Raw genomic sequence first — 13,290 nt, forward strand, 5'->3', positions numbered from 1 at the left:
GTGACATCCCCTACCGCCGCGGCATGGCTGGTTGCCGGGTACGCACTGGCATTGGTGGCCACCGCCTGGGGGGTCGACGTGATGGCGCGGCGCGTGTCGCAGCGCGCTGCGCAGTGGCGTAGCGGCCAATTCCGTTACCACGCCGACCATGACGCGTGGGTGTGTCCCCAGGACCAGTGGCTCTGGCCGAGTTCTTTCGATCCGAAGCACCGCGTGATGCGGTATCGGGCAAAGCCCAGCGTGTGCAACAGCTGCCCGGTCAAGTCGACCTGTACGACCTCGGAGCACGGGCGCGAGATCAGCCGTGAGATCGACCCGTGGCCGCATTCCGAAGCCGGACGTTTTCACCGCGGTATCGCCTGCTGCGTGGCCGCTCTGGGGGTGGTGATGCCGCTCGTGATGCTCGCCAGGCTGCACTCCCCCGCCGATCTGTTGGTACTGATCGGCGTCATCACCGTCGTGCTGGCGGCGTCGCTGCCGCTGGCCGGTCATTTGTGGCGCACCCCATCCAACGCTCCTGAGCACCTGCCGCACCGCACGGGCATGGAAGACCAGGTGGCCCTGGCGGTCGATCGCTATTCGACCCGCTGGGGCGCAAGCCGATCGGAGAAGGACACAGCATCGTGAGCGCGCTGCTGGTTGCCGTCGGGGTGACGATATCGGTGCTGCTGGTTGTGCTGGCACTGGCCTCGCTGGCCGTGGTGCGCGAGTACGAGCGTGGCGTGGTGTTCCGGATGGGCCGTGCCCGCCCGTTGTATCAGCCTGGGCTGCGGTGTTTGATTCCGCTGGCAGACAAGATGATCCGGGTTGATCAGCGGGTGGTGACGTTGACTATCCCGCCGCAAGAGGTGATCACACGTGACAACGTGCCCGCCCGGGTCAACGCAGTGGTGATGTTCCAGGTGGTCGAGCCCCTCAAAGCGATTCTCGCCGTGGAGAACTACGCGGTGGCCACCTCACAGATCGCACAAACCACATTGCGCTCGCTGCTGGGCCGCGCCGACCTGGATACCCTGCTGGCCCAACGCGAAGACCTCAACAGCGACCTTCGGACCATCATCGAGGAGCAGACCCGGCCCTGGGGTATCGAAGTCCGCGTCGTGGAAATCAAGGATGTCGAGATCCCCGAATCCATGCAGCGGGCGATGGCCCGCGAAGCCGAAGCCGAACGTGAACGCCGTGCCAAGGTCATCAACGCCCGCGGTGAACTACAGGCATCCGACGAGCTACGCCAGGCCGCCGAGACGCTGTCGAAGAATCCGGCATCGCTTCAACTACGCTACCTGCAAACGCTTTTGGAGCTGGGCGCCGACCAAAACTCGACCGTGGTGTTCCCGCTGCCCGTCGACATACTCACACCGTTCCTGGAGCGCGCGCTCACGACCCGAACGTCGGGGCGGAATCGACCCGTGTCCGAGCCACCGTCGTGACCGGCGCCTCGACACACTTTTGACGGTCGGGCCACGTCCGGCGGGTGAGGTGTTGTCTCACAACTCGACTCGGATCGCCCGTTCCGGGCAGCTCGCCGCACCCTCGATGGCCTTCTCCAATAGGCTGGCGTCGACGAGGGGCTTGATGACGACGCAGTAGCCATCGGCATCGGGTTGGTATATCTCTGGCGCATGCGAGTAGCAGACGCCCCATCCCATACAGCGATTCCGGTTGACGACGACCCTTACCATTTCGCTTTCGTCCGCAACGGTCGCGGCGAAGCGGGCGCGCACGTCATCCTGGGTGGCAGGGGTGAGTTCCCGCTTGGTGATGAGGTTCACCGCGCGATCCACCATATGGGCGTTGGTGGCGGTCCGGAACAGCATCGGGCAATCGCCGATACCCACCCGCATACCGAGCCCGCGATTCAGTGCGTGCTCCCAAAGCTCTTGACGCCGTTCGGCGGAGCTCATCGCATACGGTACGACGACGATCTCGTGGTCGATCCACTTCGGGATGCGCGAGACCAGGAAGTCGAGTACCTCGGGGTCGGGATCGTTATAAGACACGCAACGATCGGAAAAGTACAACTTGATGTTCAATGGTTGCCGCAAGATCCCGATGCGGGCGGCCAGAATCACCCAGCGTAAGTCGACGGCATTGAAGACAGCGATGCTGGGCGCCAGGCCCAGCTTGGTGAACCGATCGAGTTCGGGCGGGTAGGACGGATGTGAGCCGTTCGCACCGTCGAAATCGACCACCTTGAACTGGTTCTCGTCTTCCAGCCACAGCACGCGTTTGACGTGTTGAGCCGGGTCGAATGGCGCGAGCAGCAGCCCGGTTCCGGCCGGTGGACGCTCGGCCAGCGCCCAGATGTGTTCGAGGCTACCGGCGTAGCCGGGATAGGCCAGCGGGTCGACGTCACGGGCCGCGGTCGCCAAGATGGTGCGAGAGACCTCGTCGTCGGCCCAGGCTTGCCGACCGTCGTCGTAGCGGGCGCGGAATTGGACGGCGGTGGCTCCGTGCTGAATGCACTCCACCACGTCGCGGGCCGTCTCTTCGGCGCCGTAGGGCACATTCGAGTTTTCGTCCTTACTGACGTCCTCGTTGACCCCGACTTCGAGGTACACCTTGCCGTCGTCGCGAAAACTCATTGCGCCGCTGCCCTTTCTTCGCACATGTCCGCGGCCCGCCGTCGGCTGAAAGTGGCCTGCGTGGTCCATGCCCACCCTATGTTTTTACAAGCGATATTGTGAAAAGTCTAGACGCCGTCGCGCGCGTTGACCAGAACAGGTCCAAAGGCGATCCCTGACGCGCAGGTAATGGCTTGCGCCCGTGTGGCTGACCACCAGCGCGTCCGGACCGAAAACCTCGGTGGGCGATACCAGCCGCAGGTTCGCTCGATTGTCGGGCGGGGCGGATTCCCACTCCACAGCCAAATCACGTCGTTGCTCGTGCTCTGGGGGCAGGATACAAAGACATCTACCTCTCGTTTCTGAGCATCGTTGGAGCCGGCGCATGATCACATTGGACCGCCTGATGAACGTCCTGGGTGGTTATGGCGTCCGATTGCGTTGGTCGTCGGTGCCGCGGTCGACTGAGCTGCGCAGCGTGGTCGTCCACGAGCCGCCCATCGAACGCGCGGTGGTGGGCGATGTATTGCTGGCCATCGGCGCCGGCTCGCTCGACGAAGCGGTGCGCTGGGCGGCGTCGGCGCGCGCGGTCGTGGTGGTGCTGCGCGGCGATGAGACACCGATAACGTTTGACAGCAACACCGACGTCGGCGCGGTGATGGTCATCGATGAGACGGTGTCGTGGAGCGCGGTGGCGGCGGTGGTCTACGGCCTGGTGCTGGAGGGCCGCGAGACTGAATCCGGGCGCGGCCCAACCGATCTGTTCGCGCTCGCCGACAGTTTGGCGGACGGGATCGGCAGCGCAGTCGTCATCCACGATCGGCTGCTGCGGGTGCTGGCGTACTCGAGGCTGCAGGAGCACGCAGACCCGGCGCGGGTCGAGACGATCCTTGGACGGCAGACGCCGGAACCACTGCGCGCGCTGTTCGATGCGCGGGGCGTACTCGCGCACCTGGCGGTCTCCGATGAGCCACTGTTTGTCGCCGAGGCCCCTGAACAGGGCCTGACCGGGCGCATGGTGGTCGCGGTGCGATCCGGCACGGAACTGATCGGGTCGGTGTGGGTGGCCTGCCCGGCGCCGCTGGACGAGGTGGCGCGCAGCGCCCTGGCCGATGGCGCGCACACGGTGGCCCTGCATCTGCTGCGGTCGCGCGCCAGCGCGGACCTGGAGCGCCAGGTCGAATCCGAACTGGTGATCCGGTTGCTGGAGGGCGCCGCCGACGCGTCCACGGTGGCGAGCAGGCTGGGCCTGGCGCACAACGGTTTGCGCGTGATCGCGGTGCAGGCGTTCGTCGGAGCCGACCGCGATGCCGCATTGTTGTTGGCATTCGAACGCGCCACCACGGGATTCGGCTGGTCACGGCCGGGGCGCAGCGCTTTGGCGGGCAACATCGTATACACCGTGCTCCCCGGCGAGGACGCGCTGACGGCGCGGCGCTGGGTGGCCGCTCTGCGGGCGGCCCTGCCCGCGCAGGTGACGGTGATCGCCGGAGTCAGTGGTGTGGCCGAGGTGGCAGATCTCGCCGCCGCACGCCAGGAGGCCGACGAATGCCTGGCGCTGCACGAGATGTCACCCGCCGCCGCGCCTCCGGCCTACGACGAGTCGTGGGACGACATCCTGCTGCAGCGGCTGCGTGCCGCGGCGCGGTCAGGGCGCGCGCCGACCCGCGGGCCGGTGGCCGAACTGCGCCGCCATGACCACGCCAACGGCACCGACTACGTGCCCACGCTACGGGCATGGCTGGAGGCCCAGGGCGACCCGGCCGAGGCCGGCGAACGTCTGGGGGTGCACGAAAACACCGTGCGTTACCGGCTGCGCAAAATGGCCGAGATCACCAACCTGTCATTGGACGACGCCAGAAAGCGACTGGCCATGATGATCGAGCTCGCCGCCACCGACACCGATTGACCGGCGACGCTGTCGAAATCCGACAAAGCGCCGCGGCACCATTGTGTTGCTTCAGCAAACGTTGCGGCGAGCATCCCCGCCATCATGAGGGTGTCCACCTATGGCCAGGTTCGAGTGGCGGCGTGTTTCCGGCTGCCATGTGCGACTGCAAACCCCGTGTCGACCCGTCGATAGGAAACATCCGATGAGCACCAAACGTCCCGATGATCTGCGGCCCGCCGGTGACCCGGACGATGACGCCGCCATGGAAAGCTTCACCGTGCCGCTGCCGCGGAGACTGTCCCCGCGGCTGTTCGGTCGCAACCCGCTGATACGCGCCAGCGACCGGGTGGAGGCGCTGGTTTTGGTGTTGGCCATCGCGATCTCGCTGATCGCGATGCCTATCGGCGCGACGGTGGGCACCGCCGTCCATGATTCCCGTAGTCGGGTTTACGCCGAGCAGGCGCAGGCTCGCCGGTTGGTGACCGCGACGTCCATCGGGGACAGCAACCCCCGCAGGGATCCCGACAGCCCAACGGTGACGGTGCCTGCCCGATGGTTCGCTGACGGGACCGAACGCACCGGCGACGTCGCCGCGCCGCCGCACGTGAAGATCGGCGACGAGATCGAGATTTGGGTCGACGCCTTGGGTTCCCCGGTGCGTCCGCCGGTGCGGACCGCCGTCGACGAGGGGGTGGCGTTCGCCGTGGCGACCTGGTCCACCATGAGTTTGTTGGCGGCAGGCCTGTTCGGTGTCGCCCGGGTCGCCCTCGACCGGTCCCGCTCTGCCAGATGGCAACGGGACTTCGACAGCCTTGTCGGGCATCGGTGAGATAACCGTGGCCGCACCGAATCTGTGCACCGATTCCCGCAGTCGACGCCTGCGGGGGCGCGCCTTCGGGCGCGTGTTCTCCCCCGTCCCGAGCTGGCCTACGGTCGGACAGCCGCAGCAACGGCGTTGTCGGTTCGGTACAACGGCCTACGGCCCCGTTGTCGGTTTCCGGCAAACACAGCGCCACTCGCGCGCACCACCATGGAGATCACCAATCAGAGGCTCAGCTGCGGAGGTGCGCGATGGGTGGCGACGAACGTATTGACGGCGGACCCAGGTCGGTCATCGTCGTGGGCGCCGGCATCGTCGGACTGTCCACGGCATGGTTCCTCCAGGAACGGGGGGTCGACGTCACGGTGGTCGATCGCACGGGCGTCGCCGCGGGTGCGTCCTGGGGCAACGCGGGATGGGTCGCTCCGGGGCTGACCCTTCCGCTCCACTCGTCCGGTGTGCTGCGCGACGAACTGCAGGCCCTTCGCGATCCGACCACGCCGGCTCACCTGCCGTCGACCGTAGGCGCGCACCTGGGGGCCATTTTCCTGCAACTGTCACCCTCGTATCGGCGTTCGTCGTCGCAACGGGCCCTGCGAGCCAGCGTGGCGCTCAACGAGGACTGCATCGAAGCCTTCGATGTGCTCATCGCCAACGGGGTCGATGCACCGGTGACCGACGCGCCGATCACCGCGCTGTTCCGCGGCACCAGCGAGGCGCAGCGCATGCTGGAAATGCTGCGCCAGCTCGAAAACGCCGGCCAGCCAATGTATATCACCGCACTGTCCGGCGAGGCGTTGCGCGAACAGGTACCCCCGGCCTCGACGGCAGTCACCGCCGCACTGAACATCAACGGCCAGCGCTTCGTCGATCCCCGACGATTCGTCGAAGCCCTGGGCCGCTCGGTGATGGCCCGCGGTGCGGCGATGCACCGGCTTGAAATCGACGACATTCACAGCTCCGGTGGCGGCGCCGTGGTGCGGCCGCGCCGCGCCGACCCACTGACCGCCGACGCCGCGGTCATCGCCACCGGTGACCGGTTGTCCCGGCTGGCCGGCCGCTGGCTCCGAATCCCGGTTCAGGTCCAGAGCGGCTACTCGTTCACCGTGCCGGTTGACCGCCCGATACTGGCGCCCATCTACCTGCCGGACCTTCGGGTGGCGTGCACGCCCTACAAGGGCGCGCTGCGTGTTTCAGGCGCCCTGGAATCGCGCCGCCGCCACCAACCGCACCCACGCGAACGGGTGGAGGCCATCGCCGCCGCAGCCAGTTCGCTGTTGGACGGGGTGGACTGGACCGCACGCAGCAATGTATGGGCCGGTGCTTGCACGGTCACGCCCGACGGTCGCGCCCTGATCGGTGAGCTGGCCCGGGGCGTCTACGTGGCCGGCGGGCACGGCATGTGGGGCTTGGCACACGGCCCGGTAACCGGTCGGCTGCTGGCCGAACAGATCACCACCGGCAAGCAGCCGCAGGCTCTGGCCGAGTTCGATCCGCAGCACAGAACGCTGCGCCACGCGGCCCGATAACACCGAAACCAGACCGCGGCGACGACCGACCCCTCGCGGGCTCCCCGTCGCCGGGAACAGCCGCCCAGTAATAGCGCTGCGACACCGCACTTCTCGGGTGCACTCGAACACTGTCAGAAGAAAGGCAACAGATATGACTAGCACACAACCCGCATGGATTTCGTCGCAAGCCTACGAGCGGCTACAGCGGGAACTGGCCACTCTGCGGGAGTTGTGTGACACCAACGCTGTCGACAGCTCCACTGACGACAACTCGGTCGCTGTCCAGCGTGCGTGGCAGGTCCGCATTCGACGGATTCATGAGTTGTTGGTGGATGCTGTCGTCGGTGAGGATCCGCCCGATGATGGGATCGCCGAACCGGGCATGGTGTTGACGATCCGCTACGACGACACCGGCGAGGTCGAAACATTCCTGTTCGGCGTGCGCGGCGCCGAATACGTTGGCATGGAGGTCTATTCGATCCGATCGCCGCTGGGTGCCGCCATCGCCGGGGCGCGTCCCGGCGAGCAGCGCACCTACACCCTGCCCAGCGGTGTCACGCTCACCGTCACACTCCTGACGGCCGTGCCCTACGGTGTTCATTTGGGCGGCCTCAGCTGAGGGTGATCTCATGATGTTCGATCTGATCGACCCGGTGGCGACGGTGTTTCTTCTGATCGCCGCGATTTTCCTCCTGATGGCCGTGGCGTATGGGCGAATATGATGTCCGATCAAACCCGAGAAACCGACGGGCTCCACGGCCGCCCGTGTGGGTGAGGCCGTCAAAACCACACGCCGAGAAGGGGTTCGAGGTTGCCGCCTCGTCACGGGGCGACGAGCAGAAGCACCCCCGCAACCACCAGGGCGATCACCTTGATCGCCTCCAGACCCACGTAGGCGTAGTGACCGCGAGAACGCGGCGCATTCAGGCCGGCGAGAACCTTGGCGGAACGTCGGTTCAGAAATGGTCGCACGACCATCAACTGCCCTGCGAGCATCGCGAAGGCGGTCAGGAACGCAGCAATGACACCTGCCGGCGGAGGCTGCGCCAGAATCACCGCCGCTAAGACGACGGCGAAGACGACCTCGACGGTGTTGAGTGCGCGGAAGACCAGGCGCCCGATCCCGAGACCGATCTGCCTCGTCACATTGGGTGCGCGGAACTTCAACGGCGCTTCCAGAAATGAGATCGCCAATACCATTCCCAACCACACGAACGCCAAGGCGACGGCGATCGACCTCTCGGCGGTCATCTCGAGACACCTTGCAGCTTCAGGTGGGCCAGGCATAGATCCGGTTGAACGAACGCCTCCAGCCGGTCGACAGCGACGGGCACGGCTTCGTTGTCGAGAACTCCTTGCATCAGGCCCAGGTGAATCGGGCACACGATCTTGCTATGGGTCTCGGCGAGTTCCAGGAATGGGCAGTGCCGCAAGCCGATCTGCTGCTCTCCCCCAGATTTGTGAGGCTCGGGCGCAAACCCGAACTCGTCGAGCACGCCGACGAGGTGGTCGATCGAGTCCTTCGCAGTCGTTTCTTTCCGCTGTGGCACAGCCTCTCTGAACTGTCGTCCCCACGCACGACCCGCGGCCTGCGCGTCGGCGCTCGGATCACGACCGGAGGCAACGGTCACCGCCAGGATCTCGGCGAGCAGCCGGTAATGGCGCGGTCCGCTCCGGTCCATCCGTGGGACCGCACGAAACATCAGCGGCGGCCGCCCGGGTCCTTTGCGGTCCGGCTCGACCTGCTCAACCCGGCCGTCGTTGACCAACGCGTCCAGGTGGAAGCGGACCGTATTAGGGTGCACATCAAGTGCTTTGGCGATCGCGGCGATGCTCATCGGGGCGGACCCCGCCTTCAACACCCGCAGCACATCACGACGGCGGCCGGACGACTCCTCGCGTGACATGGCGATCGCGCTCACACTCGCTGAGGATCCTGCTTGGGCAGGTTGGCCACCAACGGTGTGTCGACGCCGAGCGGACCGAGCTTGGCGGCTCCGCCCGGTGACCCCAGGGGCTCGTCACGGCCCGACAAGGTTTCGGAAAAGAACGCCGCGTTGTCCGCTTGGTACGGCTGCAACTCGTCGGGCAGGTCATCCTCGTAGTAGATCGCCTCGACGGGGCAAACAGGCTCGCATGCTCCGCAATCCACGCACTCGTCGGGATGAATGTAGAGCGCCCTGCCACCCTCGTAGATGCAGTCGACCGGGCACTCCTCGACGCAGGACCGGTCCATCACATCGACGCATGGCTTTCCTATCACATATGCCATGCCGTAGAGTTTACACAAGCGGTTTTGTATAAACCAGATGGAGCGGCCAACATGACCGACAAAGTAACTTCTTCTCGGCGCTCGCAGGGTGCTCACAACGCCGGCGGAAGGCTGGAGTCGTCGGGGAGCACCCCTGCGACTACCGGGCGCAACGGTCACGGGCTCGACCCCAACGACGCCTTCGGCCACGAGGACCGGTGCGTGGACTACCGCACGGAGTTGCAGCTGGCCGAGGACATCGTCGACCCGCAGACCTGGGCCGGCGGGCTGGAAGACAAGCGGGCGATCGCGCCGCGACTGCGTATCGGTCGCGACAGGTGGCTAAATCTCTTGTGGCTCATTCCCATTGGATTTGTCCTGCTGCTCGCGGCGGTGGCAGTGGGCAAAGGCCTGTACAACATGCCGGCGGTGCAGACATTCATCCAGCGGCATCCGGGCACCCAAGTGCCCTCCGGGACCAGCCCGGGCATCCCCGCCTGGGTGGGCTGGACGCACTTTTTCAACCTGTTCATGATGACGTTCATCATCCGGTCCGGAATTCAGATCCTGTGCGACCATCCACGGCTCTACTTCAACCGCAACTCCACCCCGGGCAAGGACGAGTGGCTGCGGGTGGCAAAGCCGGTACCGGACGACCCCCTGTGGACGGCCAAGGACGATTCGGTCGGGCTGCCAGGCCAGCTGGGGTTACCGGGAATTCGTCACTCGATCGGACTGGCGCGATGGTGGCACCTTGGCATCGACGTCTTGTGGCTACTCAACGGCGCGGTCTTCTACGTGCTGCTATTCGCCACCGGCCAATGGCGACACATCGTCCCGACCAGCTGGGACGTGTTCCCCAACGCGGTATCGGTTGCGATCCAATACCTTTCGCTGAGCTGGCCGCACGACAACACCTGGGTGGCCTATAACGCGTTGCAACTGTTGGCGTACTTCACCACCGTGTTCATCGCCGCACCACTGGCGGTCATCACCGGTCTTGGGATGTCGCCGGCCCTGTCGATGCGTTTCACCGTGATCAGTAAGCGGTTGAGCATCCAGACCGCCCGCTCGCTGCATTTCCTGGTGCTGATGTATTTCGTGTCGTTCATCGTCGTCCACGTCACGTTCGTCTTCACCACCGAAGCGTTGCGCAACCTCAACCACATGTTCGCCGCCCGCGACGACGACAGCTGGATCGGGTTCGCGGTCTTCGCCGTGGCCATGACGGTCGTGGCCGTCGGCTGGGTGGCCGCCACGCCGTTCACCTATCGCCATCCGCGCGTGGTGCAACGGGTCGGCTACGCGCTCGTCGGGCCGCTGCAGCGACTGTTCGAGCGCACCAACCCCAAGCCCGGCGCGTTCACCGAAAAGGACATCTCGCCGTATCTGTGGCACAACGGCACCTACCCGGAAACCGTTGAATACAAAGAGTTGGAGAAGAACGACTTCGTGGACTGGCGGCTGCGCGTCTACGGCCTCGTTGAGCATCCGGTCGAGTTGTCGCTGGCCGACGTGCATGACCTGCCCTACCACGAACAGATCACCCAACACTTCTGCATCCAGGGCTGGTCGGGTGTCGCCAAATGGGGTGGCGTGTCGATGCAGACGATCATGGACATCGTCAAACCCCTTCCCGAGGCCAAATGGGTGGTGTTCTACTCGCTGGGACCCGGCGCCGACGGCGGTGTCTACTACGTCGCGCACCCGATCGACCAGATGAGCCACCACCTCACCATGCTGGCCTACGAGATGAACGGCGAGCCACTGAGCTACGGCCACGGGGCGCCGCTGCGGTTGCGCAACGAACTACAACACGGCTTCCGGCATGTCAAGTGGCTCAAGGGCATTGAGTTTGTCGCACACTACACCGAGCTGGGCAGCGGGCACGGCGGATACAACGAAGATCACGAGTACTTCGGGCGTCATCAAACTATCTAATCGGTATTTGACGAGACGACGCCCGGCAGGCTTCCCTATCGCACGCCCATATCGTAGTGTTTATACAATCGTGCTTGTACAAATTCCGGAAGGGGGTGGAACCCCATGGCCGACAACCAACTCGACGTGCGGCGGCCGCCCAGGCCCGACAACCGACCGACAGCATGGTCCACCCACGCCAACCTGCCGGTAGCGGGATTGTCGGACAGCACCCGGGTGGCCAGGAAGTCCGGCGTCCGTGAAAAACGCGACCTGGACTGGAATGTCATCACGTTGCCGCCCAACGGCGAAATCGGCGCCGCCACCGGAGCGGACGTCGACGTCTTGGTCCACGTGCTGTTCGGGAGCGGTCGGATCACCACCGATGAGGGCACGATCAAGCTGGCCCCCGGCGCGTTGTTATGGCTGCCAAGCCGGTCGCGGCCGCAATTCACCGCGGGCCCGGACGGACTTCGCTACCTGACCGTAAACCAAAAGTGGGAGATCCTGCCCCCGTAGTGGAGGACGCGATGACAACTGAAGTCGTACCGGGCGAATTGTTGGCCGGTCGGCCCTTTCCCGCGCGGCAGGGGCCGACCGGCAGCCTGGTCTACAGGCTGATCACCACGACCGATCACAAAGTGATCGGCATCATGTACTGCGTCGCCTGCTTCGTCTTTTTCTTCATCGGCGGCCTGTTGGCGCTGTTGATGCGGGCCGAATTGGCGGCGCCGGGTCTGCAATTCTTCTCGAATGAGCAGTACAACCAGCTGTTCACCATGCACGGCACGATCATGCTGCTGTTCTATGCCACTCCTGTCGTGTTCGGGTTCGCCAATCTGGTTCTGCCGCTGCAGATCGGCGCACCCGACGTGGCGTTCCCGCGGCTCAACGCCCTGTCTTTTTGGCTGTTCGTGTTCGGTGCGCTGATCGCGCTGGCTGGGTTCATCACCCCGGGCGGGGCGGCCGACTTCGGCTGGACCGCCTACACGCCGCTGTCCGACGCTGTGCACAGTCCAGGCGCGGGCGCCGATCTGTGGATCGTGGGCTTGGCGGTCGGTGGTTTGGGCACCATCCTGGGTGCGGTCAACATGATCACCACGGTGGTGTGCATGCGCGCGCCGGGGATGACGATGTTCCGGGTGCCGATTTTCACCTGGAACATCCTGGTGACCTCGATCATGGTGCTGATCATCTTCCCGCTGCTGACCGCGGCGCTGTTCGGGCTGGCGGCCGACCGGCACCTGGGTGCCCACATCTACGACGCGGCGAACGGCGGGGTAATGCTGTGGCAGCACCTCTTCTGGTTCTTCGGGCACCCCGAGGTCTACGTCATCGCGCTGCCCTTCTTCGGCATCATCAGCGAGGTGGTGCCGGTATTCGCACGCAAACCGATCTTTGGTTACAGCACGCTGATCTACGCGACGATGAGTATCGCCGGACTATCGACGGCGGTGTGGGCGCATCACATGTTCGCCACCGGAGCGGTGCTGCTGCCGTTCTTCTCGTTCATGAGCTATCTCATCGCGGTGCCGACCGGGATCAAGTTCGTCAATTGGATCGGCACCATCTGGAAGGGCCAACTGACCTTTGAAACCCCGATGCTGTTCGCGGTCGGCTTCATGGTGACATTTCTGCTGGGCGGGTTGTCCGGGGTGATGCTGGCCAGCCCTCCCATCGACTTCCACGTCACCGACTCCTATTTCGTCGTCGCGCATTTCCACTACGTGCTGTTCGGCACCATCGTGTTCTCCACCTTCGCCGGTGTCTACTTCTGGTTCCCCAAGATGACCGGCCGGTTGCTCGACGAACGGCTGGGCAAGCTGCACTTCTGGCTGACGCTGATCGGCTTTCACACAACGTTTTTGGTGCAGCACTGGCTGGGTAACATGGGCATGCCCCGCCGCTATGCGGACTACCTGCCCACCGACGGTTTCGCCGCGCTGAACGTCGTCTCCACCATCGGGGCGCTGATCCTGGGCGCGTCGATGCTGCCGTTCGTCTGGAATGTGTTCAGGAGCTGGCGCTACGGGGAACCGGTCACCGTGGATGACCCATGGGGACACGGCAATTCGCTGGAGTGGGCCACCAGTTGCCCGCCGCCGCGGCACAACTTCACCGAGCTGCCCCGCATCCGTTCCGAACGACCCGCCTTCGAGCTGCACTATCCGCACATGACCGAGCGGATGCGCAGTGAGCGGCACATCGGGCGCATCGCCCACACCGACGCCGGCGCAGAAAGCCAAAAGCTCTGACGAGAGGGCGGGATTCGATGACCTACGACCGGAGCGTCCGGGTCAAGCCCTTCCGTAGGTAGTACGCTCGGTCAGCCT

The 13,290-nt window shown here is 65.0% G+C and carries 13 protein-coding genes; 9 read left to right on the plus strand and 4 right to left on the minus strand.

Annotated features, from left to right (window positions below; translation table 11 throughout):
* Both EPN51_RS04225 and EPN51_RS04230 read left to right on the plus strand, forming a co-directional pair.
* Complete coding sequence (locus EPN51_RS04225; RefSeq protein WP_293037558.1) at nucleotides 1-627, plus strand: hypothetical protein; 627 nt, start codon at nucleotides 1-3, stop codon at nucleotides 625-627.
* Nucleotides 621-1,430 carry a slipin family protein gene (locus tag EPN51_RS04230; RefSeq protein ID WP_293037708.1) on the plus strand — a complete coding sequence of 270 codons (810 nt, stop codon included), beginning with the start codon at nucleotides 621-623 and terminating at the stop codon, nucleotides 1,428-1,430. The genes EPN51_RS04225 and EPN51_RS04230 overlap by 7 nt, the downstream gene beginning before the upstream one ends.
* A 57-nt stretch (nucleotides 1,431-1,487) precedes the next feature.
* Here EPN51_RS04230 and EPN51_RS04235 read toward each other — a convergent pair whose 3' ends face one another.
* Nucleotides 1,488-2,585 carry a 3-keto-5-aminohexanoate cleavage protein gene (locus EPN51_RS04235; RefSeq protein WP_293037560.1) on the minus strand — a complete coding sequence of 366 codons (1,098 nt, stop codon included), beginning with the start codon at nucleotides 2,583-2,585 and terminating at the stop codon, nucleotides 1,488-1,490.
* Nucleotides 2,586-2,949: 364 nt separating this feature from the next.
* Between EPN51_RS04235 and EPN51_RS04240 the strand changes: the two genes are divergently transcribed.
* The 4 genes from EPN51_RS04240 (at nucleotide 2,950) to EPN51_RS04255 (ending at nucleotide 7,405) form a co-directional block, all read left to right on the plus strand.
* On the plus strand, nucleotides 2,950-4,473 hold the full coding sequence (locus EPN51_RS04240; RefSeq protein ID WP_293037564.1) for a PucR family transcriptional regulator: 1,524 nt from the start codon (nucleotides 2,950-2,952) through the stop codon (nucleotides 4,471-4,473).
* 184 nt (nucleotides 4,474-4,657) lie between these two features.
* Nucleotides 4,658-5,284 (plus strand): hypothetical protein, encoded by a 627-nt coding sequence (locus tag EPN51_RS04245; protein WP_293037567.1) that lies wholly within the window; start codon nucleotides 4,658-4,660, stop codon nucleotides 5,282-5,284.
* Nucleotides 5,285-5,526: 242 nt separating this feature from the next.
* Nucleotides 5,527-6,804 carry an FAD-dependent oxidoreductase gene (locus EPN51_RS04250; protein ID WP_293037569.1) on the plus strand — a complete coding sequence of 426 codons (1,278 nt, stop codon included), beginning with the start codon at nucleotides 5,527-5,529 and terminating at the stop codon, nucleotides 6,802-6,804.
* Nucleotides 6,805-6,937: 133 nt separating this feature from the next.
* Nucleotides 6,938-7,405: a GreA/GreB family elongation factor gene (locus EPN51_RS04255; RefSeq protein WP_293037571.1), complete on the plus strand. Its 468-nt coding sequence runs from the start codon at nucleotides 6,938-6,940 to the stop codon at nucleotides 7,403-7,405.
* Between the two features lie 203 nt (nucleotides 7,406-7,608).
* Here EPN51_RS04255 and EPN51_RS04260 read toward each other — a convergent pair whose 3' ends face one another.
* The 3 genes from EPN51_RS04260 to fdxA are packed head-to-tail and all read right to left on the minus strand — an operon-like array spanning nucleotide 7,609 to nucleotide 9,058.
* On the minus strand, nucleotides 7,609-8,037 hold the full coding sequence (locus tag EPN51_RS04260; protein WP_293037573.1) for a hypothetical protein: 429 nt from the start codon (nucleotides 8,035-8,037) through the stop codon (nucleotides 7,609-7,611).
* On the minus strand, nucleotides 8,034-8,693 hold the full coding sequence (locus EPN51_RS04265) for a helix-turn-helix domain-containing protein (RefSeq protein ID WP_293037711.1): 660 nt from the start codon (nucleotides 8,691-8,693) through the stop codon (nucleotides 8,034-8,036). The genes EPN51_RS04260 and EPN51_RS04265 overlap by 4 nt, the downstream gene beginning before the upstream one ends.
* An 11-nt stretch (nucleotides 8,694-8,704) precedes the next feature.
* The gene (fdxA, locus tag EPN51_RS04270) at nucleotides 8,705-9,058 is read right to left on the minus strand and encodes a ferredoxin (RefSeq protein ID WP_293037575.1); all 354 of its coding nucleotides are present in this window, start codon (nucleotides 9,056-9,058) and stop codon (nucleotides 8,705-8,707) included.
* 51 nt (nucleotides 9,059-9,109) lie between these two features.
* On the opposite strand from fdxA, the gene EPN51_RS04275 reads away from it, so the two are divergent.
* From EPN51_RS04275 to ctaD, 3 genes are all read left to right on the plus strand, one after another.
* A complete protein-coding gene (locus tag EPN51_RS04275; RefSeq protein WP_293037577.1) occupies nucleotides 9,110-10,978 on the plus strand; it encodes a molybdopterin-dependent oxidoreductase in 1,869 nt (622 codons plus the stop codon).
* Nucleotides 10,979-11,083: 105 nt separating this feature from the next.
* The gene (locus EPN51_RS04280) at nucleotides 11,084-11,476 is read left to right on the plus strand and encodes a hypothetical protein (RefSeq protein ID WP_293037580.1); all 393 of its coding nucleotides are present in this window, start codon (nucleotides 11,084-11,086) and stop codon (nucleotides 11,474-11,476) included.
* A gap of 11 nt (nucleotides 11,477-11,487) precedes the next feature.
* Nucleotides 11,488-13,212: a cytochrome c oxidase subunit I gene (ctaD, locus tag EPN51_RS04285; RefSeq protein WP_293037583.1), complete on the plus strand. Its 1,725-nt coding sequence runs from the start codon at nucleotides 11,488-11,490 to the stop codon at nucleotides 13,210-13,212.
* Nucleotides 13,213-13,290 lie beyond the last annotated feature (78 nt).

Origin of the sequence: Mycobacterium sp. (assembly GCF_004298145.1) — a bacterium.
Classification (GTDB): domain Bacteria; phylum Actinomycetota; class Actinomycetes; order Mycobacteriales; family Mycobacteriaceae; genus Mycobacterium.

Excerpts from the sequence above, each read along its gene's own strand:
- EPN51_RS04255 (WP_293037571.1), top strand. The coding sequence starts at position 6,938 with ATGACTAGCACACAACCCGCATGGATTTCGTCGCAAGCCTACGAGCGG.
- ctaD (WP_293037583.1), top strand. The coding sequence starts at position 11,488 with ATGACAACTGAAGTCGTACCGGGCGAATTGTTGGCCGGTCGGCCCTTT.
- EPN51_RS04250 (WP_293037569.1), top strand. The coding sequence starts at position 5,527 with ATGGGTGGCGACGAACGTATTGACGGCGGACCCAGGTCGGTCATCGTC.
- EPN51_RS04280 (WP_293037580.1), top strand. The coding sequence starts at position 11,084 with ATGGCCGACAACCAACTCGACGTGCGGCGGCCGCCCAGGCCCGACAAC.
- EPN51_RS04265 (WP_293037711.1), bottom strand. The coding sequence starts at position 8,693 with ATGTCACGCGAGGAGTCGTCCGGCCGCCGTCGTGATGTGCTGCGGGTG.
- EPN51_RS04235 (WP_293037560.1), bottom strand. The coding sequence starts at position 2,585 with ATGAGTTTTCGCGACGACGGCAAGGTGTACCTCGAAGTCGGGGTCAAC.
- EPN51_RS04245 (WP_293037567.1), top strand. The coding sequence starts at position 4,658 with ATGAGCACCAAACGTCCCGATGATCTGCGGCCCGCCGGTGACCCGGAC.
- EPN51_RS04260 (WP_293037573.1), bottom strand. The coding sequence starts at position 8,037 with ATGACCGCCGAGAGGTCGATCGCCGTCGCCTTGGCGTTCGTGTGGTTG.
- fdxA (WP_293037575.1), bottom strand. The coding sequence starts at position 9,058 with ATGGCATATGTGATAGGAAAGCCATGCGTCGATGTGATGGACCGGTCC.
- EPN51_RS04275 (WP_293037577.1), top strand. The coding sequence starts at position 9,110 with ATGACCGACAAAGTAACTTCTTCTCGGCGCTCGCAGGGTGCTCACAAC.
- EPN51_RS04240 (WP_293037564.1), top strand. The coding sequence starts at position 2,950 with ATGATCACATTGGACCGCCTGATGAACGTCCTGGGTGGTTATGGCGTC.